We start from the raw sequence: 18036 nt of genomic DNA on the forward strand, positions 1-18036 counted from the left end.
GTCGTCGTGCTCAGGGCGTGTCCTGTGCCGCCCGAGCGCGGCGCGAGCCACTGGGTCAACTGTCGCGACGTCCCGTGCCTGCGCCGGTGAGAACACGGATCTCGGTCTCCGTGTAGTCGGCCCCGCCCGGCTGGCGCCGGTCGAGAACCGACCCGGCCCAGCCGAGCAGGAATCCCACGGGAATGGAGATGAGACCGGGGTTTCGCAAGGGGAACACCGCGAAATCCGTGCCGGGCAGCAGCGCCGTCGGGTTCCCCGAGACCGCCGGGGACAGCGTCGTCAGCAGCACGGCGACCAGCAGGCCGCCGTACATGCTCCAGACCGCTCCCCTGGTCGTGAAGCCCTTCCACCACAGGTTGAACAGCAGCGCGGGCAGGATCGCGGAGGCCGCGATGGCGAAGGCGAGGCTGACCAGGAAGGCGATGTTGAGGTGCTGGGCGATCATCGACAGGGCGATCGCCGCCACACCGATCAGCCCCACGCCCAGCCGGGCCACGACGAGTTCGCTCTTCTCGGATGCTCTTCCCTTCATGATCGTCGCACCGTAGACGTCATGGGCCAGGGACGTCGCCGCGGTGAGCGTGAGAGCGGCGACGACGGCCATGATCGTGACGAAGGCGACGCAGGAGACCACGGTGAGCAGGAACGATCCGCCCAGGTGCTCCGCCAGCAGGAGTACGGCCGTGTTGCCGGAGGCAGCGTCTTCGGCGATGGACTTCGAGCCGATCAGCGCCGCGGAACCCAGACCCGTCACCACCTCGAACAGGGTGAAGACGATGACCAGGCAGGCCGCCCACGCGGCCGACTTACGGGCTCTGCGTCCGCTGGAGACCGTTCCGATACGCATCAGGACGTGTGGCAGGGCGGCCGCCCCGAGCACGAACGCCAGTTGCAGGCTGACCGAGTCGATCTTGTTGGTGCGGTCGTGGAAGCGAATGCCGGGTTCCAGGAAGGGGTCACCGAAGCCGCTCCGCAGGACGGCCGCGTCCAGCAAGCGGGCCGGGCTCCAGCCGAACTCCGACAGGACGGCCAGTACGACGAACAGACCTGTGGCGAGGAGTACTACGGCTTTGATGCCCTGCACCAGGGTCGCTGCCCGCATGCCGCCGATGATGACGTAGAGAACCATCAGAAGACCGAGTCCGGCCACGACGATCCGCTGGGCGCCGTCTCCGTCCATGCCCAGGACCGTCGCCGCGAGCGTTCCCGCTCCGACGAGCTGGGCGGTCAGATAGAGCAGGCAGACGACCACGCTTGTGATGCCTGCCGCCAGGTGCGCGGGCCGGGCGTGCAGCCGCAGAGCAAGGGAGTCGCCGATGGTGAACCGGGAGGTGCTGTGGTACGGCTGGGCGACCAGCAGCACCAGTACGGACCAGGCGACCATCGGCGCAAGCACGTAGGCGATGCCGTCGTAACCCGTGAGTGCGATCAGACCGGGATTGCCCAGCATCCCCGCCGCGGACATGTAGGCGCCGAAGATCGCCAGCCCGTTGATCAGCGACGACAGTCGCCGCTGACCGAGGTAGAACCCGCTCAGTTCGTCCTCTTCGGGGAGGATCGACCCGATCGACAGAAACAGCGTAAGGACGACGCAGAGCACGAAGGCGGCGAGGACGGGGAAGATGCCACCGGAACCGGAGAGCGCGAGGAAGGAGTTCACCGGTGGCTCTCCAACTGCGTGAAGGAGGCGCTGTGACGCGCGGCCATGGGGTCCAGCGAGTTCCGCGCATACCGGGTGTACCACAGGACCGCCGAGCCGGTGATCACCACTTGCACCAGGACCAGCGTGAGCCCGAGGTTCAGCGGACCCGCCCAGGAGACCGCCATGAGACCGGGCGCCTCGTTGGCCAGGACGACGCCGGCCATCTGGGCGCCGACGACCGCGACCGCGACCCGGGCGGGGCGGCGGCGTGCGGCACGCAGTTCGCGCAGCGTCATGGTCTGACGGGGGCCGGGGAGGTCCCCGAGTCTCCCTGATCGGACGGTGACGTCTCATACCTGCGCGGGGGCAGCTCGGAGAAGGCCATGACGGGCTCCTCCCAGGCCGCCCGCGCCCGCGCCGGAGCCGCGGCCAAGGGCCGGTCGTCGTCCAGGCCCAGGTGCCGGGCCATGCGAAGGGCCCAGGATCTTCGTTGCGCCCGGACATCCAGCTCGGCGGTGTGGGCCTCCTGCACGGACCGTCGGTACAGGTCCAGGAGTGCGGCCGGTTGGCCGACGGCCGCGTGGGCGCGGGAGACGGCCTGCCGCAACTCCGCATCGGAGTAGAGGTGTTCGTGGTCGAGAGCACTGAGATAGAGGGCGGCAGCGGCGGGAGGGTCTTGATCGGGGAAGGGCGTGCGGGAATCCATGAGTCCACCTCGGCAAGGAGTGGCGCGGAAGAGGGAGAGCGCGGCATACGAGGGCTTGTGGCCGCACGCGTTCTCCGGGCCCGCTGATGGGGGCCGGTGTCAGTGACGAAGACGCTCGACAAGGAGTGAGACCGAAACGGACCGGACCTGCCCCGAAACGATGCGCTCAGTTCGCCGGCCGAGCCGTGTCAGGCCCATCCGGCGTCCTCGCTTCATCGGCGCCAACCGTGCCGCAATGATCACTGGGCCGACAAGGGCGTGGACGGCAACGATCCGAGGTACTTGCGTACTTTGCGTTCCCCATCACGCGCAGTGCCTCATTCGGGTGGCACTGGCCGTCCAAGGACCCCATGAGGACGACCAGCCGCTCACCCCGCCATGAAATCTCCTCGCTGCCAGGGCACTTGAGGACGAAGGCGAGCCGATCACTCGTGTGCGATGGCCGCCAGCACGTTCATGCGCGAGGCACGCAACGCGGGCAGCAGCGCCGCCACGATGCCCACGACCGCCGAGCCCACCACGACCGCGATGATGGTGCCCCACGGGATCGCGAGCGCCTTCATGCCCTGCAGTGCCAGGACCTGTTGCACGCACACGCCCCACACCAGCCCGAGCGCGAGCCCGAGCACCGCGCCGAACACGGCGATCACCACCGACTCCAGACGGATCATCCGCCGCAACTGCCTCCGAGACAGGCCGATCGCCCGCAGCAGCCCGATCTCGCGCGTGCGCTCCACGACCGACAGGGCCAGGGTGTTGACCACACCGAGTACCGCGATCACGATCGCCAGACCCAGCAGGGCGTAGACCAGATAGAGCAGCACGGCGATCTGGTCACGGACCAGCTGCTTGTAGTCGGCCTGGTCGCGCACCTGCACCTGCGGATACGGATCGAGCGTCTTCTCCAGGCGAGAGCGCAGCGTGTCGACGGAGGTGCCCGAGGCCGCGTTCACGTACAGCGCGGAGTCCTGCCCGCCGGGCACGTACCGCTCGATCGTCTCGAAGCCGAAGTACAGCCCGCCCTGCATTCCGAAGCCCTCGGCGGAGTCCTGGTCGGTGAGCGCGGCCACCGTCAGTTCGGCCTTCCGGCCGGCCGGGAAGTCGACGCGGATCGTGCTGCCGACGCGTACGTCGTGGTCCTTGGCGAAGCCGGCGTCCATGGCGATGTTCCCGGGCGCAAGCGCGTCCGCCGTGTCGCCCCGCGCGTAGGTGACGTGGGCGACGTCGTCGAGCTGTGCGTCGTAGCCCGCGGCGGTCGTCTTGACGCGCTTGCCGTCCGGCAGGCGGACCGCGACCGGTGCGAACCGCTGGCGCACGACGAGTCCCGCGCCGTCCGTGTCGCGCACCTTCTGGGTGACCTCCTGCGGGAACGGCAGGAAGTTGCTGTTCTGTACGACGAAGTCGGCGCCCAGCGTCTTGTCGATCTGCTGGTCGAAGGACTCGGTCATGGACGCGCTCGCCACGGACATCCCCCCGACCAGGGCGAGGCCGACCATCAGCGCCGCCGCGGTGGCACCCGTGCGGCGCGGATTGCGCAGCGCGTTGCGCTGGCTCATCCGGCCGATCGAACCGAACACCGCTGGGAACAGTCCGCCGAGGACACGGATCACCGGACGTACGAGGAGTGGCCCCGCGATCACCGTCGCGACCAGCGTCAGCACGACGCCGAGGAGCAGCAGGGAGGAGGCGGACGCGGTCTCCTTGGCGGTCACGCATCCGACCAGGGCGGCGGCGCCGAGCGCGCCGACGATCAGTCCCACCACGGCGCGGACCCGCAAGGGCCGTCCCATGCCGGCGATTTCGGCGTCCGCCAGCGCGGCCATGGGCGACACCCCGGCCGCCCGCCGAGCCGGCAGATAGGCCGCGACGAAGGTGACGCCGACCCCGACGACGTACGCCGAGAAGGGAGTCACCCAGCCGATGACCATCTCGGTGGACTTGAGGTTCATGCCGAACACGCCCATGAGCTCGATCAGCCCGAGCGCGAGCCCGATCCCCGCGGCCAGGCCGAGCGTGGAGCCCACGAGGCCCAGCAGGGTCGCCTCCGTGAGCACCGACCGGCGCACCTGCCGCCGGTCGGCGCCGAGGGCGCGCAACAGGCCCAGCTCACGGGTGCGTTGGGCGATCAGCATGGAGAAGGTGTTGACGATCAGGAACACCCCGACCAGCACCGCGATGCCGGCGAATCCGAGCATCACGTACTTGATGACATCGAGGAATCCGCCGAGTTGGGCGGTGGCGGATTCGGCCTGTTCGCCGGCGGTCTCCACCTCATAGGTTCCGGCGCCGAGTTCGGAGGTGATGCGCTGCTTGAGGACCGCGTCGCTCACGCCGTCCTCCGCGTCGACCGCGATGCTGGTGGCCACGCCTGTCCGGCCCAGCAGCTCCTTCTGCGCGGTCGGGATGTCGAGGAAGACGAGCGCCGCACCGGGGTTGGTGGTGGTGAAGGTGGCGATGCCGACGATCTTCACCTTGAACGAACCCGGCTGCGCGATCACGGTCAGCGTGTCACCGATGCCCACGTCCTTCTTGTCGGCCGTGTCCGCGTCGATCAGCGCCTCGCCAGGGCTCTTCGGCGCGTGGCCCGACGTCAGCTCCACTGGGCTGCGCTCGGTGACGTACCAGCCGGTGGCGATCGTGGGCGCGCCCGTGGTGGGGCCCACCGACTCGTTGTCGCGGTCGACGACGGTGACGTTCTCGACGGACACGTCCAGATGTGTGTCGGCGACCCCGTCCACCCGGGCGATGCGGTCCGCGAGGCTCGCGGGCACGGTTTCGGTGGCCCCGGAGGGGATCTGCGAGTCGAGGTCGTCCCGAGGCAGCACGGTCACGTCGGCCGACGTCGACGCGAAGAGCCGGTCGAAGGTACGGGTCACCGTGTCCGAGAAGATCAGGCTGCCCGCGACGAACGCCACGGACAGGGTGACGGCCAGCGCCGAGAGCAGCAGCCGTCCTTTGTGCGCGAGGAAACTCCGGAGTGTCGCCTTCAGCACGACGGCCTGCCTCAGTCCTTGTCGGGGGCGATGTCGCGGACGGGATCCTGGTGGGGCTCGGCGGCCCGGTCAGGGGCGGTGCTCTCGGTGCCCTCGGTGCTCTCCTCGAACGGCCCCCGGATCGTGTCGAACCTCTTCATGCGCTCCAGCACGGCCTCCGCCGACGGCCGCGCCATCTCGTCCACGATCCGCCCGTCCCCGAGGAAGAGGACCAGGTCGGAGTGGGCGGCCGCGCCCGGGTCATGGGTGACCATGACGACGGTCTGGCCGAGGTTGTCGACCGCGTCACGCAGGAAGCCGAGCACTTCGAGCCCGGCCCGGGAGTCGAGGTTGCCGGTCGGCTCGTCCGCGAAGATCAGCTCGGGGCGCGAGGCGAGGGCGCGGGCGCAGGCGACGCGCTGCTGCTGCCCGCCGGACAGCTGCGCGGGCCGGTGCTTGAGGCGGTCGCGCAGGCCCAGGGTGTCGATGACCTGGTTCAGCCAGTTCTCGTCGGGCTTCTGGCCGGCGATGTCCATGGGCAGCGTGATGTTCTCGGCCGCGTTCAGTGTCGGGATCAGGTTGAACGACTGGAACATGAAGCCGATCCGGTCCCGGCGCAGCCGCGTCAGCTCGCGTTCCTTGAGCCCGGTGATCTCGGTGTCGCCCAGCCACACCTGGCCGGCCGAGACGGTGTCGAGGCCCGCCAGGCAGTGCATCAACGTGGACTTGCCGGAGCCCGAGGGGCCCATGACCGCGGTGAAGCGCCCGCGTGCGATGTCCACGTCGACCGAGTCGAGGGCGAGCACGGTGGTCTCGCCCGAGCCGTACGCCTTCGTCAGGCCGCGGGCCCGGGCCGCGATGTCCCCGGCATCGGTGCGGCCGAGGGCGTGCTCCGCAGCAGGTGNGGCCGCGATGTCCCCGGCATCGGTGCGGCCGAGGGCGTGCTCCGCAGCAGGTGTGGACAAGGCCGCCTCCTATGTCGGACTTCGGTGTCCGCAGCGAGCCTAATGTGATCCGGGGCACACCCGGTATCCCTCAGAAGTCCCTACCGGTCTCCATCGCAGGTCGGTGCCCCCGAGATGCATGTAAGGGGCACCCTTAGGTGCCCTGAGGGGGTTCGAGGGGGGACTGAGGAGGGCTGAGGGGGTCTGGCGCGTCGCGACGGCGGCCGACGGGAGGCCCTTCCCTCTTGCCTCTGATAGCACCTTGGCGCTAGCTTCGAAGTATGGCGAAGACCCAACTGAACGTACGCGTGGACGAGGGCACAGCCCGCGCCGCGCGCGAACGCGCCCTGGCCCGCGGCATGAGCGTCAACCGCTATATCGAAGAGCTGGTCAGACAGGACACCGGGGAAGCGGGCCACACCTTCGTGGAGGCCGCCGCCGACTTCATGAAGCAGTACGAGTCCGTGTTCGCCGAGGAGTTCGGCCCGGAGCGAGAAGGCCGTCGCTGAACCCTTGAACGTCAGAGTCGAACTCGCCTGGCTGCTCATGGTCGCCGAACAGAAGACTCCCGGAGATCCCCAGGTCACCGACTGGGGAGCCCTCGTCGCCGCGGTCAGCCGGCACGAGGCGGAGATATTCGGCGTCCCCGTCTACGACACCCCGCACGCCCGCGCCGCCGCCCTGCTCCAGCTACTGCTGCACGTCCCGGCGCTCGAACGCTCCAACGTGATGTTCGCGATGGCCGTCGCGTACGGCTATCTCGTCGCCAGCGGCCTGAAGGTCGTCACCTCGCCCGAACAGGTCCGCGAGCTCGCCCGCCTGGTCAAGACGGGCGACGCCACCGTGCAGGACATCACCCGCGAACTGCGCCAGTGGAGCCTGTAGGTCCTGTCGTCGAACTCCCGTCTGCCCTTCGGGCGGATGACGGGAGTTCGACGACAGGACCTAGGGGGCGTCTGTCCCCGAGGGCTCCTCGGCCTCCGCCTGCTTCTCCCTCCCCTTCTCCTTCTCCATGAGGTCGGGGCGACGCGCAGCACCGAGCACGCAGTAAGAAGTCGGCAGGCGCGGTCCCTTCTCGGGCACCAGCAGCCGCCGGTACGGGCCCAGTTCGTACCCCGCGTCCCGCAGCGCGCCGACGATGTCCCGGCTCACGTGACAGCCGCCGAACAGCAGGGGCCACACGGTGTGGTCCAGGGCGCGCTGGGTGGCGGCCATCGCCGCGCCGCCGCCCTTTCCATGCTCGAAGAAGCGCAGTTCGCCGCCCGGGCGCAGGACGCGGCGGACCTCGGCGAGGGCCCTCGGCAGATTTCGTACGCTGCACAGCACCAGGGACAGGACCGCCGCGTCGAACGCCTCGCTCTTGACCGGCAGCCCCTCCGCGACGCCCGGGACCACGTCGACCGGCACGTCGGAGCGCATGGCCGCGGTCACCGCCAACTGCCGCAGCCTGCGCTCCGGTTCGATCGCCACGACCTCCGAGACGGTGCTCGGATAGTGCGCGAAGTTCAGTCCGTTGCCGGCGCCGATCTCGATGACGCGGCCGGAGAGCCTGGCGAGCAGGTGGTCGCGATGGGCGCCGATCGTGGGCTCGGCGGCCACGCTGGCCTTGGCGTAGAAACGGGCGAACAGCGGGTGATGAACGGAATCAGGAGGAATTCGGCCGGACGGTGTGGTCCGGAAGCCGCGTGGTCGCATGGAGACCTCCCCTGGGCGACTGGGGTTATCGCGATTCTCCCCCAGGACGCCCTCGCTCACCCGTCCATCGCGGAGCCGGCCGCTTCGTGGGCGGGCGCGTTGCAGCCGGGCGAGTCGGCGGCCCACGGCGCGGCCTGCTCCGCCGCGAACGTGTCCGCGTCCCACGTCCCACCCAGCGGCGGCGCGAGCCAGTCCGGCGCCCCGGCCCGGAAGGCGGCGGGCCGCAGCCGTCCGGCCCCTTCGGGAACGGCCCCGAGCAGCGATTCCCCCGCGACCACCGGAAGGTCCGCGAGGTTGCAGCGTGAGGCGAGGTCCGGGTCGCGCGGCCAGCTCCCCAGGACGACGCCGAGCAGGTCGAGCCGGCGGGCGCGCAGTTCGCGGGCGGTCAGTTCCGTCGTGTTGAGCGTGCCGAGTCCGGCGGAGGCGACCACCAGGAGCGGCGCGTCCAGCAGGCGTGCCGCGTCCGCCAACGTGCTGCCCTCGTCGTCGAACCGTACGAGCAGCCCGCCCGCCCCCTCGACCAGCACAAGATCGTGTTCGGCGGCCAACTTGGCCGCCGCCTCCGCCACTTCGTACAGCCGTACCGGCGCCAGCCCGGCCCGGCGCGCGGCCGTGGCGGGGGCCAACGGGTCGGGATAGCGGGCGAGTTCGACCGCCGTCACCGCGCCCGCGAGCCGGGCCACCTCGGCTGCGTCCCCGCGCTCACCCGGCAGGACACCGGTCTGCGCGGGCTTGAGCACGGCCACGGAGCGTCCGGCGGCGACCGCCGCGGCGGCGACGGCGGCCGTCGTCACGGTCTTGCCGACCTCCGTGCCCGTGCCCGTGATCACCAGTACCGACATGTCACCCTTCCCGTGCCGCCGCGCACACCGCGGCCGCGATCCTTGCCACGTCGCCATCCCCGGTGACGTAGGGAGGCATCGTGTACACGAGGTCCCGGAACGGCCGAAGCCACACCCCCTCGCGCACCGCCGCCCGCGTCGCCGCGGCCATGTCGACGGCGTGGTCCAGCTGCACGACACCGATGGCACCGAGGACACGTACGTCCCGAACGCCCGGAAGGTCCGCGGCCGGAGCCAGCCCTTCCCGCAGCCCGGTCTCGATCCGCTTGACCTCGGTCTGCCAGTCCTGGCCGAGGAGCAGCTCGATGGAGGCGCAGGCGACTGCGGCGGCGAGCGGATTGCCCATGAAGGTCGGGCCATGGGCGAGCACCGGGACCTCGCCCCGAGAGATCCCCTCCGCGACCCCTGACGTGCACAACGTGGCCGCCATCGTCATGTAACCGCCGGTCAGCGCCTTGCCCACACACATCACATCGGGCGTCACGCCCGCGTGGTCGGCCGCGAACAGCGCACCCGTGCGCCCGAACCCGGTCGCGATCTCGTCGAACACGAGCAGTACGCCGTGGGCGTCGCACGCCTCGCGCAGCACCCGCAGATACGCGGGGGAGTGGAACCGCATCCCGCCCGCGCCCTGGACCACCGGCTCCACGATCACCGCGGCCAGCTCGTCGGCGTGGGACTCGATCAGCGCGCGCAGACGGTCCGCGTACGACTCCTCGTACTCGACCGGAGGCGGATCCGCGAACACCTGCCGGGGCAGTACCCCCTGCCACAGCTCGTGCATCCCGCCCTCGGGGTCGCACACCGACATGGGCTGCCAGGTGTCGCCGTGGTAGCCGCCGCGCCAGGTCAGCAGGCGCTGCTTGCGCGGGCGGCCGAGGGAACGCCAGTACTGGAGGCACATCTTGACCGCGACCTCGACCGAGACCGAGCCGGAGTCGGCGAGGAACACATGCTCCAGACCCTGAGGCGACATGTCGACAAGGTGCTTCGCCAGCCGCACGGCGGGCTCGTGCGTGAGCCCGCCGAACATGACGTGGCTCATCCGCCCGAGCTGGTCGCGCGCCGCGTCGTTGAGCACGGGGTGGTTGTAGCCGTGGATGGCGGACCACCAGGACGACATGCCGTCCACGACTTCGACTCCGTCGTCGACGCCATCCGCCGTGCGCAGCTTCAGACGTACCCCGCTCGCCGACTCCACGACGAGCGGTTCCTGCCGACCGGGCATCGGTCCGTAGGGGTGCCAGACGTGCCGCCGGTCCAGGTCGAGCAGCTCGCGTACGGGAAGGACGGGCAGGTCAGGCATTGGGCGCGAGATCCGTTCCGGCACCCCGGCGGCGTACGGAGACCAGGTCCGTACGCGCCTCGGAGACCTTCTCGGCGGGAACGGAACCGCACACACCGCCCCCGTCGTGCGCACCGCAGCCCGCGCTCTCCGAAGAGCCGCAGGCGCCCGCCGCCGCCCGGTGCTCCGGCAGCGTCACCTGGTCCGTCCCCTCCACCTCGAACCCGGCGTCCGCGATCATCTCCAGGTCGGCCTTGCCCGCCTGGCCCTCACTGGTCAGATAGTCGCCGAGGAAGATCGAGTTGGCGAGGTGCAGGGCGAGCGGCTGCATCGTACGGAGATGAACCTCGCGGCCGCCCGCGATGCGCACCTCGACGTCCGGGCAGACGAAACGGACCATCGCGAGGATGCGCAGACAGCGCTGCGGGGTGAGGTTCCACTCCTTGGCGAGCGGAGTGCCCTCGAAGGGGATCAGAAAGTTCACCGGAACGGAGTCCGGATCCAGCTCGCGCAACGCGAAGACGACGTCGACGAGGTCCTCGTCCGTCTCACCCATGCCCGCGATCAGGCCCGAGCAGGCGGAAAGGCCCGCCCCGTGTGCCTTCTGGACCGTGTCCACACGGTCGGCGTAGGTGTGGGTGGTCGTGATGTCCCCATACGTCCCCTCGGACGTGTTGAGGTTGTGGTTGTACGCGTCCGCACCCGCAGCGCGCAGCCGCTCGGCCTGGCCGTCGGAGAGCAGACCGAGACAGGCGCAGACCTCGACACCCTCGTTCTGGTCCTTGATCGCCTTGATGGTGTCCGAGACCCGGTCGACGTCCCGGTCCGTCGGGCCGCGCCCGCTCGCCACCAGGCATACCCGCTTGGCGCCTCCCGCGAGCCCGGCGGCCGCGGCATCGGAGGCCTGGTCGGGCTTCAGCCAGGTGTACTTGAGGATCTCCGCCTTGGAGCCGAGGCGCTGCGAGCAGTAGGAGCAGTCCTCGGGGCAGAGCCCCGACTTCAGGTTGACCAGATAGTTGAGTTTCACTCGTCGGCCGAACCACTGCCGCCTCACCTTGCCGGCCGCGGCCACCACATCGAGGAGTTCGTCGTCGGAGGTGGCCAGAACGGCCAGTGCCTCGTCGCGCGTCGGCAGCTCGCGTCGAAGCCCCTTGTCCACCAGTGTGTTCAGCAGGTTCATGGGGTCCGATCCTGGCCTATCCGACCGTGCCGGGCAAAGGAGAGTTCGTACAACAGAGGTGGTTCGACGTGTGGTTTTTTCCACACCCTGGGCGGCTGGTCAGCCCGCTAGGGTCTGTGCACTGCCTACAAAAAGCGCATCTTCAAGGCCCGGAGGACACATGGCGGAATCGCCGTTCGCGTGGATCGACGAGCAGGCGCGAGCGCGTCGCCGGGCCGGACTCGTCCGCACCCTGCGCCCGCGCCCCGCCGACACACCGCTCCTCGACCTCGCGAGCAACGACTACCTGGGCCTGGCCAGGCACCCCGAGATCACCGAGGCCGCCGCGCGGGCCGCGCGGGTGTGGGGCGGTGGCGCCACGGGCTCCCGGCTCGTCACGGGCTCCACGGAACTGCACGCCGAACTCGAGCGTGAGCTGGCCGAGTTCTGCGGCTTCGAATCCGCGCTCGTCTTCTCCTCGGGCTACGCCGCCAATCTCGCCGCCGTCACCGCGCTGGCGCCGCACGGCTCCTTGATCGTCTCGGACGCGGGGAACCACGCCTCGCTGATCGACGGCTGCCGTCTCGCGCGCGGCGCCACGCAGGTCGTCGCCCATGCCGACCCCGAGGCGGTGCGCAAGGCGCTGGGCACGCACTCCGGTCCCGCCGTCGTCGTGTCCGACACGGTCTTCTCGGTGGACGGCGACGCGGCGCCGCTCACCGGACTCGCGGGCGTCTGCCGGGAGTCCGGCGCCGGACTGGTCGTCGACGACGCGCACGGCCTGGGTGTCCTCGGTGAGGGGGGCCGGGGCGCGCCGCACGCGGCCGGGCTCGCGGGCGCGGCCGATGTCGTCGCCACCGTCACGCTGTCGAAGTCGTTCGGCAGCCAGGGCGGTGCCGTCCTCGGTCCGGCCCGCGTGATCGAGCACCTGGTCAACGCCGCCCGTACGTTCATCTTCGACACCGGTCTGGCCCCCGCGGCGGCGGGCGCCGCCCTCGCGGCCCTTCGTCTGCTGCGCCGGGAGCCCGAACGGGCGGCACGCGCGCGTGCCGTGGCGACGGAACTGCACACCCGCCTGACGGCCGAGGGCCTCGAGGCGGTGCGGCCGGACGCCGCCGTCGTCTCCGTGCGCGCACCGTCCCCGGAGCAGGCCGTGCGCTGGGCCGCGGACTGCCGCGAGGCGGGACTGGCCGTCGGCTGCTTCCGTCCCCCGTCGGTGCCGGACGGTATCTCACGGCTGCGGCTGACCGCCCGCGCGGACCTCACCGGCGGGCAGATCGACCGTGCCGTGCGTGTGATCAGTGAAGCGCGGCGATAAAGCCCTCCCAGGCCGAGGGGGCGAAGAGCAGGGCGGGACCCGAGGTGTTCTTCGAGTCGCGCACGGCGATGAGACCGGTCCACGGGCCGGAGCCCGGCCGGGCCGTCTCGACGCAGTTGTTCATTCCGGTGCTGTGGCTGCTGCGCTGCCACAGCACACCGGGCAGATGGATGCTCGAAGGTACGTACCGAGGCAGGGCGGACATGGTGCCTCCTTTATGCGGCGTCAGCTATCCCGTCGATGAAACCCAACGATTCTTCGGGGGAAAGGGCGTTCACCTGAAGGGAGTTGAAGGCCTCGCTGTAGGCATGGAGGTCTTCTTTCCGTTCGAGATGGAGACTACTCGTCAAGTGGTCGAGAACAACCACATCCAGATCAGATGTGTTCGGAAAAGAGAAGATAACGAAAGGTCCAGTCACCCCGACGTGGGCCCCAACACCGAACGGCAGCACCTGAATCCGCACGTGAGGCAGGTGCGCGGCCTCCCGCAGGTGCTTCAACTGCCGTGCCATCACCTCGGGTCCGCCGACCGTACGGCGCAGCACCGCCTCGTCCAGGACCGCGCTCAGGTGGAGCGGTGGGTTCGAACGCAGCACGTCCTGGCGGGCGAGACGTACCTCCACGAGCGCGTCGACCTTGCCGTCCGGCAGCCCGTCCACGGCGGCCCGCGTCACCTCGCGCGCGTACTCCGGGGTCTGCAACAGCCCCGGGACCACGGAGTTCTCCAGCGTGCGCATCGCGCAGGCCTGCGACTCCAGGCTGATGAAGTCGCGGTACGTGGGCGGCAGTACGCCCCGGTAGGCGTGCCACCAGTGGTCCCGGCCGCCCTCGCCGGAGCCCGCCAGGACGACGAGCAACTCACGCAGATCAGGGTCCTGGACGTCGTAGGCGTCCAGGAGCAGTCGTACGTCGGCCGGTTTGACCTTGCTGCGGCCGGTCTCGATCCGGCTCACCTTCGACTGGTGCCAGCCGACCAGCCTGGCCGCCTCGCTGCTCGTGAGGCCCGCATGGGCACGCAGAGCGCGTAGTTCCGCGCCGAGCTTTCGGCGGCGTACCGCGGGCCCGCACTTCATGGCCGTCTCCTTCCGACCGTCGAGCCGACGCTATAACGTCCGGTGTCACGCCGACGGTAAAAGAACCCCCCGGTCACCCGTCCGAAAGGTGCCCCGGTCACCCGCCCAAATACGGTCGGCCGTCGCAGAGTTCACCGCTTCGAGCGACAGATATATGCATATCTCGGTGGATCGCCACCGAGACCCGCGCGGTAGTGGCAGTGTGGCGCGCAGCACCAGTCCGGGACCGTACTCGAATCATCCGCTCCGTGTCGGACTCCGGTCCCGTGGGAAAGGGACGACGACGCCATGGCAGACCACCTGGAAGCATCCGTCACTCTGCCGAGCGATCCCGCCTCGGTCTCCGCCGCCCGTACCTTCGTCGCCAACGTCCTTGCCGAATGGGGCCTTCCACCCGAGACCGAGGTCGCCGACACCGTCCGGCTCATCGTGTCCGAACTCGCCACCAACGCCGTGCAGCACACCCTCGGGCAGTCGCCCACCTTCACGGTGGACGTCACGCTCGACCGTGACGAACAGTTGCGCATCGGCGTGACGGACAGCCATCCCCGCTTTCCGAAGCGTCTGCCCGCGGCCGTCCAGCAGGACAACGGCCGCGGCATGGTGATCATCCGCTGGCTGACCGCCGAGTGCGGCGGCAAACTGACCATCCGGCCCACCCGCGAAGGCGGCAAGACGGTGTCGATCATGCTGCCGTGGGAGGCGCCGGTCCAGCCCGCGACGGCCGACTAGGTGTGCTGTCCGGCGGACCAGGGTCGGACAGGCCCAGGCCCGTCCGGCGTCGCAGGGCCTCAGTCCTCCGGGTTCCGGCCGGTGCGACGTCGCATCACGTCAGGCACCAGCGCCCACAGTCCGAGGCACACCACCAGCGTGCCCGCACCGGCCACGATCCCTCCGACCCGGCCCACCGCCACATCCACGACCAGGAGGACCGACCCGGCGAGCGCGAGCGCGAGCACCGCCATCCCGAGCTGGGCGAGGTGTGACGAGACGGTCACGAGCTGCGGCTTGGCCCCCTGCTGGAAGAGCCGGCGGTGCAGCGCGGCGGGGGCGGTGAAGAGCATGGCGGCCAGCACGGAGAGCAGCAGCGTGGTGACGTACGTGGCGCGCTGCATGGTGTCGAGGGACGGGAAGCGCGGGGTGAACGCGAGGGTCAGCAGGAAGGCGAAGAGGATCTGTACGCCGGTCTGGGTGACCCTCAGTTCCTGGAGCAGTTCGTTGAAGTTGCGGTCGGCGCGTTCGAGCCGCGTCTCGCGCCGCTCCTGGGCGGCCTGTCTGTCGGTGGCCGGTCCGTCGGTGGGATGACGGCCGGTGGCCGGTCCGTCGGTGGGATGACGGTCGCTGGGGTCGCTGGCGTGACGGTCGGTCATACGTGAATGAGTAACCAATCAACGGCCGACATCACGCCCGCCGCGTGGGGTGGCGGCGTCGAAGCTGAACCGCCGCCACCCCACGGGCGCGTCACCTGACCCGGCCGTACCAGACGCTCCTCGTCCAGATCTTCTGCAGCCTCACCACGTCCCCGGTCTTCGGGGAGTGCCAGATCCGTCCCTTCCCGGCGTAGATGCCGACGTGGTACACGTTCCGGCCCGAGTGGAAGAACACGAGGTCTCCCTGCTTACGGCTCGAAGCGGAGATGTGGCGCGTCTTGTTGTACTGCGCCGCGGCGGTGCGGGGCAGTGACTTGCCGGCCTTCTTGAACGAGTACAGCGTGAGGCCGGAGCAGTCGAAGCGCTTGGGCCCCGTGGCTCCCCACTTGTACGGGGAACCCTTCTTGGAGGCCGCCACCTGAAGTGCCTTCGTCGCGGGGGTGGCCGCTTCGGCGTCGGACGCGAAGCCGGGGGCCACAATGCCGCCGCCAACGGCGGCGATGGTGAGAGCCGATGCGGTACCGGCCCTGGTCAGCAGCGACGGGACTCGATTGAGCGCAGTCATGCGCAACCCTTCGTCAGCCGCCTGTGAAGGATGACCTGTCGGATTCGGGCTGGCGAAGTTGCCCGGCCGCGTGTGCGGCTTCACCCCAAGGGCCACTCGGATCTCTCCGGCGGCCCGTCGTGCTTGGGTCCTCCACTCCTGCCGATCCACTTCTGTCGACCCGTCATCCGGGCGGCGGCAGGACTCGGCGTCCGCCCGGACCGCCCCGCCGCTGTGGCGGGGGCTTGTCGTCGGAAGGGATCTTGACGCACGAACGTCGGAAAAGCCGAACAGAATCGGTGTTTTGTGGGGTTACTCACCACTCACCTGTTCGGGTGGACACCCCCGTTTCGGTGAGGGCGTCGAGAGGGTCAAGGGCCCCCGTACCAGCACTGGAATGCCTGATTCCGTCTCAGCGATACGCGCGCTGAGCAACTCGCATGGGTCTGTGGAACGACTCCCGGCTACGACGTTCGGGGGTACACCATTTGGTGCGTTTCAAACCTTGCCCGGACGCCTCGACAGACACCTGTGGGGCTCCGGGCCGGTCCGTGTGCGTCAACTGTCGGAGTCGGACGGCAAGGCGACGCGAGCCGCGCGGCGTTCGCCGTCGAGGACCCGCAGTGCCCGAGCCAGGGTGGGGGCGTGCACCTCGTGCTCACCCCGCTGGTGCATCAGCGCCAGCGCTTCGCGCAGCGCGGTGGCCTTGCTGACCAGTGCCTGCGCGGCACGCAGTCCGCGGTAGGTGTCGCCGGGGCGCGCGGGATTGATCCGGCCCAGGAGGTCGACCACCTCCAGGTAACGGTCGATCAGTTCACCCTCCGCGCGGGTCAGGGCCGGTATCGGGGGCAACTCCGGTGGGAGCATCAGCGGTTCACCTCGCGCCGGGGGCGGGGCGCGAGGCCTTGCGGCTCGGGATGATCTGGTCGACGAGCCCGTACTCCACAGCCGCCGGCGCGTCCAGGATCTTGTCGCGCTCGATGTCCGCGCTGATCCGCTCCTGGCTCCGGCCCGTGTGCCGGGCGAGCATCTCCTCCAGCAGCCTGCGGGTGCGCATCATTTCCTCGGCCTGGATGGCGAGATCGGACGCCTGGCCCTGCACGGGCTCGGACAGAGACGGCTGGTGGATCAGCATGCGTGCGTCCGGCAGCGCGGATCGCTTGCCCGGCGCGCCTGCCGCCAGCAGCACCGCCGCGGCCGACGCCGCCTGCCCCAGGCAGACCGTCTCCACCTCGCAGGTGATGTACCGCATCGTGTCGTAGATGGCCGTCATCGCGCTGAACGAGCCGCCGGGGGAGTTGATGTACAGCGAGATGTCCCGGTCCGGCGACTGGTGCTCGAGGTGGATGAACTGAGCCATCACGTCGTTCGCTGACGTGTTGTCGATCGGCGTCCCGAGGAAGACGATCCGTTCCTCCAGCAGCCTCGCGTACGGATCCATGGTCCGCTGCCCCGAACTCGTGTGTTCGGTGAACTCGGGCAGGACGTAGCGGGCGGACGGTCGGGTCATGGCATGCCTCCTCCGAGTGCGTCCTGCAAAAAAATGTACAGGACGTACAAGACGTTATGTGGGGAGCATGGCCCACGAGTTGGCGATGAGCAACAGGTCAAAGGCGGTTTCGCTCTCGGCTTGAGAGTTCGTCCGTATCGGAGTCCGGCGGCATCCTGCCGCTGATCCCAACTCCTGCTCGGCCGGAGCGAGGTGGACACGTCCGTACCCGTCCGCATTGTGGTGCTCGGGTGCGGCAGGTCTGCGATCACCGGGCGGTTCATCCGTCGCACATGAGAAGGGCGAACCGTGGTGTCACCCGTTCCCGCCGATCCGACCGTTGTGCATCCGATGCCGGGGCAGCCGCGTGTGGTGCTGCTCAAGCCGCTCATCACCTCACCGCTGACCGAGGTCGGAGAGTTCTCGTACTACGACGACCCGGACGACCCGACCGCGTTCGAAACCCGTTCCCGTTCCCGATCATGGGCGGCTCATGGGCGGTTCATGGGCGGAGCACTTCGACCTCATCACCGGTCTGCCCGGCCGTGGCGACACCGTGGTCGGCAATGACGTCTGGTTCGGTTACCAGGCCAGGGTGATGCCCGGCGTGCGCATCGGTCACGGAGCGATCGTCGCCTCCGGCTCGGTCGTCGTCGACGACCGAGCCGGACTACGGCGTCATCGGCGGAAACCCGGCCCGTCTCATCCGCTACCGCCACAGTGCCGAGGGCATCGCCCGACTGCTGGCCATCGCCTGGTGGGACTGGCCGGCCCAGCACCTCACCGAGCACATCCGGGCCATCATGTCCGGGAGCATCGACGACCTTGAGGCATCGGCTCCGAATAACCTCGGGTAGCAACCTCGGTGCCCGTGCACGTACGTTGCGTTGAGAGGCCCTCCACCGCCGCTTCAGGGAGGTCTTGCCCGATGGCTGATCGACCTCGTTCTCAGGCGCTTGTCTCGCGCCTCATGGACGTCAGGGAGGCGCCGTAAGCT

19 protein-coding genes, 1 pseudogene and 1 riboswitch are annotated in these 18036 nt (G+C 69.6%); of the genes and pseudogenes, 5 read left to right on the forward strand and 15 right to left on the reverse strand.

What is annotated here, in order from left to right; all coding sequences use genetic code 11:
- Positions 1–55: 55 nt before the first annotated feature.
- The 5 genes from FGD71_RS30705 to FGD71_RS30720 form a co-directional block, all read right to left on the reverse strand.
- Positions 56–1660 carry a solute symporter family protein gene (locus tag FGD71_RS30705; protein ID WP_162931269.1) on the reverse strand — a complete coding sequence of 535 codons (1605 nt, stop codon included), beginning with the start codon at positions 1658–1660 and terminating at the stop codon, positions 56–58.
- Entirely contained in the window at positions 1657–1938 is a 282-nt protein-coding gene (locus FGD71_RS47585) for a DUF485 domain-containing protein (protein WP_162931270.1), read from the reverse strand. Before FGD71_RS47585 ends, FGD71_RS30705 begins: the two co-directional genes overlap by 4 nt.
- Entirely contained in the window at positions 1935–2348 is a 414-nt protein-coding gene (locus FGD71_RS30710; RefSeq protein ID WP_119103809.1) for a hypothetical protein, read from the reverse strand. The genes FGD71_RS47585 and FGD71_RS30710 overlap by 4 nt, the downstream gene beginning before the upstream one ends.
- A gap of 425 nt (positions 2349–2773) precedes the next feature.
- Positions 2774–5341 (reverse strand): ABC transporter permease, encoded by a 2568-nt coding sequence (locus FGD71_RS30715; protein ID WP_119103810.1) that lies wholly within the window; start codon positions 5339–5341, stop codon positions 2774–2776.
- A gap of 11 nt (positions 5342–5352) precedes the next feature.
- A partial coding sequence (locus tag FGD71_RS30720) for an ABC transporter ATP-binding protein (protein WP_244951227.1) occupies positions 5353–6224 on the reverse strand: 872 nt, incomplete at its 5' end.
- A 321-nt stretch (positions 6225–6545) separates the two neighbouring features.
- On the opposite strand from FGD71_RS30720, the gene FGD71_RS30725 reads away from it, so the two are divergent.
- The gene (locus FGD71_RS30725; protein ID WP_119103811.1) at positions 6546–6773 is read left to right on the forward strand and encodes an antitoxin; all 228 of its coding nucleotides are present in this window, start codon (positions 6546–6548) and stop codon (positions 6771–6773) included.
- Positions 6774–6810: 37 nt separating this feature from the next.
- Positions 6811–7149 carry a fic family toxin-antitoxin system, toxin component gene (locus FGD71_RS30730; RefSeq protein ID WP_119103865.1) on the forward strand — a complete coding sequence of 113 codons (339 nt, stop codon included), beginning with the start codon at positions 6811–6813 and terminating at the stop codon, positions 7147–7149.
- Between the two features lie 60 nt (positions 7150–7209).
- Here the strand turns inward: FGD71_RS30730 and FGD71_RS30735 are convergent, their stop codons facing one another.
- Genes FGD71_RS30735 through bioB form a run of 4 tightly spaced genes read right to left on the reverse strand, consistent with a single transcriptional unit; the run spans position 7210 to position 11266 of the window.
- Positions 7210–7959 carry a class I SAM-dependent methyltransferase gene (locus tag FGD71_RS30735; protein ID WP_119103812.1) on the reverse strand — a complete coding sequence of 250 codons (750 nt, stop codon included), beginning with the start codon at positions 7957–7959 and terminating at the stop codon, positions 7210–7212.
- 56 nt (positions 7960–8015) lie between these two features.
- The gene (gene bioD / locus FGD71_RS30740) at positions 8016–8801 is read right to left on the reverse strand and encodes a dethiobiotin synthase (RefSeq protein WP_119103813.1); all 786 of its coding nucleotides are present in this window, start codon (positions 8799–8801) and stop codon (positions 8016–8018) included.
- Position 8802: 1 nt separating this feature from the next.
- Positions 8803–10107 carry an adenosylmethionine--8-amino-7-oxononanoate transaminase gene (locus FGD71_RS30745; protein WP_119103814.1) on the reverse strand — a complete coding sequence of 435 codons (1305 nt, stop codon included), beginning with the start codon at positions 10105–10107 and terminating at the stop codon, positions 8803–8805.
- Positions 10100–11266 carry a biotin synthase BioB gene (bioB, locus tag FGD71_RS30750; RefSeq protein ID WP_119103815.1) on the reverse strand — a complete coding sequence of 389 codons (1167 nt, stop codon included), beginning with the start codon at positions 11264–11266 and terminating at the stop codon, positions 10100–10102. Before bioB ends, FGD71_RS30745 begins: the two co-directional genes overlap by 8 nt.
- 160 nt (positions 11267–11426) lie before the next feature.
- Here bioB and FGD71_RS30755 point away from each other — a divergent pair, with 160 nt between their 5' ends.
- Positions 11427–12563: an 8-amino-7-oxononanoate synthase gene (locus FGD71_RS30755; RefSeq protein WP_119103816.1), complete on the forward strand. Its 1137-nt coding sequence runs from the start codon at positions 11427–11429 to the stop codon at positions 12561–12563.
- Here FGD71_RS30755 and FGD71_RS30760 read toward each other — a convergent pair.
- Together FGD71_RS30760 and FGD71_RS30765 are read right to left on the reverse strand one after the other, a co-directional pair.
- Positions 12544–12768, reverse strand: coding sequence for a DUF397 domain-containing protein (locus FGD71_RS30760; protein ID WP_119103817.1), 225 nt, complete (start codon positions 12766–12768; stop codon positions 12544–12546). The genes FGD71_RS30755 and FGD71_RS30760 overlap by 20 nt on opposite strands.
- A gap of 10 nt (positions 12769–12778) precedes the next feature.
- A complete protein-coding gene (locus tag FGD71_RS30765) occupies positions 12779–13636 on the reverse strand; it encodes a helix-turn-helix domain-containing protein (RefSeq protein ID WP_119103818.1) in 858 nt (285 codons plus the stop codon).
- A 288-nt stretch (positions 13637–13924) separates the two neighbouring features.
- Between FGD71_RS30765 and FGD71_RS30770 the strand changes: the two genes are divergently transcribed.
- Complete coding sequence (locus FGD71_RS30770) at positions 13925–14368, forward strand: ATP-binding protein (RefSeq protein ID WP_119103819.1); 444 nt, start codon at positions 13925–13927, stop codon at positions 14366–14368.
- Positions 14369–14427: 59 nt separating this feature from the next.
- On the opposite strand, the gene FGD71_RS30775 is transcribed toward FGD71_RS30770, so the two are convergent.
- The 4 genes from FGD71_RS30775 to FGD71_RS30790 all read right to left on the reverse strand — a co-directional run bounded on the left by FGD71_RS30775 (position 14428) and on the right by FGD71_RS30790 (position 17060).
- Complete coding sequence (locus FGD71_RS30775; RefSeq protein WP_119103866.1) at positions 14428–14850, reverse strand: DUF6328 family protein; 423 nt, start codon at positions 14848–14850, stop codon at positions 14428–14430.
- 247 nt (positions 14851–15097) lie between these two features.
- A complete protein-coding gene (locus FGD71_RS30780) occupies positions 15098–15571 on the reverse strand; it encodes a C40 family peptidase (RefSeq protein WP_119103820.1) in 474 nt (157 codons plus the stop codon).
- Positions 15572–15574: 3 nt separating this feature from the next.
- Positions 15575–15739, reverse strand: a riboswitch (cyclic di-AMP (ydaO/yuaA leader).
- A gap of 369 nt (positions 15740–16108) precedes the next feature.
- Entirely contained in the window at positions 16109–16417 is a 309-nt protein-coding gene (locus FGD71_RS30785) for a hypothetical protein (protein ID WP_119103821.1), read from the reverse strand.
- 7 nt (positions 16418–16424) lie between these two features.
- Complete coding sequence (locus FGD71_RS30790; protein WP_119103822.1) at positions 16425–17060, reverse strand: ATP-dependent Clp protease proteolytic subunit; 636 nt, start codon at positions 17058–17060, stop codon at positions 16425–16427.
- A 330-nt stretch (positions 17061–17390) separates the two neighbouring features.
- On the opposite strand from FGD71_RS30790, the pseudogene FGD71_RS30795 reads away from it, so the two are divergent.
- Positions 17391–17896, forward strand: a pseudogene (locus FGD71_RS30795) (CatB-related O-acetyltransferase).
- The last annotated feature ends 140 nt before the right edge of the window (positions 17897–18036 follow it).

Source organism: Streptomyces sporangiiformans (assembly GCF_005768555.2).
In the GTDB taxonomy this organism is placed as follows: Bacteria; Actinomycetota; Actinomycetes; order Streptomycetales; family Streptomycetaceae; genus Streptomyces; species Streptomyces sporangiiformans.

Excerpts from the sequence above, each read along its gene's own strand:
- bioB (WP_119103815.1), bottom strand. The coding sequence starts at position 11,266 with ATGAACCTGCTGAACACACTGGTGGACAAGGGGCTTCGACGCGAGCTG.
- FGD71_RS30755 (WP_119103816.1), top strand. The coding sequence starts at position 11,427 with ATGGCGGAATCGCCGTTCGCGTGGATCGACGAGCAGGCGCGAGCGCGT.
- bioD (WP_119103813.1), bottom strand. The coding sequence starts at position 8,801 with ATGTCGGTACTGGTGATCACGGGCACGGGCACGGAGGTCGGCAAGACC.
- FGD71_RS30745 (WP_119103814.1), bottom strand. The coding sequence starts at position 10,107 with ATGCCTGACCTGCCCGTCCTTCCCGTACGCGAGCTGCTCGACCTGGAC.
- FGD71_RS30710 (WP_119103809.1), bottom strand. The coding sequence starts at position 2,348 with ATGGATTCCCGCACGCCCTTCCCCGATCAAGACCCTCCCGCCGCTGCC.
- FGD71_RS47585 (WP_162931270.1), bottom strand. The coding sequence starts at position 1,938 with ATGACGCTGCGCGAACTGCGTGCCGCACGCCGCCGCCCCGCCCGGGTC.
- FGD71_RS30790 (WP_119103822.1), bottom strand. The coding sequence starts at position 17,060 with ATGACCCGACCGTCCGCCCGCTACGTCCTGCCCGAGTTCACCGAACAC.
- FGD71_RS30770 (WP_119103819.1), top strand. The coding sequence starts at position 13,925 with ATGGCAGACCACCTGGAAGCATCCGTCACTCTGCCGAGCGATCCCGCC.
- FGD71_RS30785 (WP_119103821.1), bottom strand. The coding sequence starts at position 16,417 with ATGCTCCCACCGGAGTTGCCCCCGATACCGGCCCTGACCCGCGCGGAG.
- FGD71_RS30735 (WP_119103812.1), bottom strand. The coding sequence starts at position 7,959 with ATGCGACCACGCGGCTTCCGGACCACACCGTCCGGCCGAATTCCTCCT.
- FGD71_RS30760 (WP_119103817.1), bottom strand. The coding sequence starts at position 12,768 with ATGTCCGCCCTGCCTCGGTACGTACCTTCGAGCATCCATCTGCCCGGT.
- FGD71_RS30725 (WP_119103811.1), top strand. The coding sequence starts at position 6,546 with ATGGCGAAGACCCAACTGAACGTACGCGTGGACGAGGGCACAGCCCGC.
- FGD71_RS30730 (WP_119103865.1), top strand. The coding sequence starts at position 6,811 with ATGGTCGCCGAACAGAAGACTCCCGGAGATCCCCAGGTCACCGACTGG.
- FGD71_RS30765 (WP_119103818.1), bottom strand. The coding sequence starts at position 13,636 with ATGAAGTGCGGGCCCGCGGTACGCCGCCGAAAGCTCGGCGCGGAACTA.
- FGD71_RS30780 (WP_119103820.1), bottom strand. The coding sequence starts at position 15,571 with ATGACTGCGCTCAATCGAGTCCCGTCGCTGCTGACCAGGGCCGGTACC.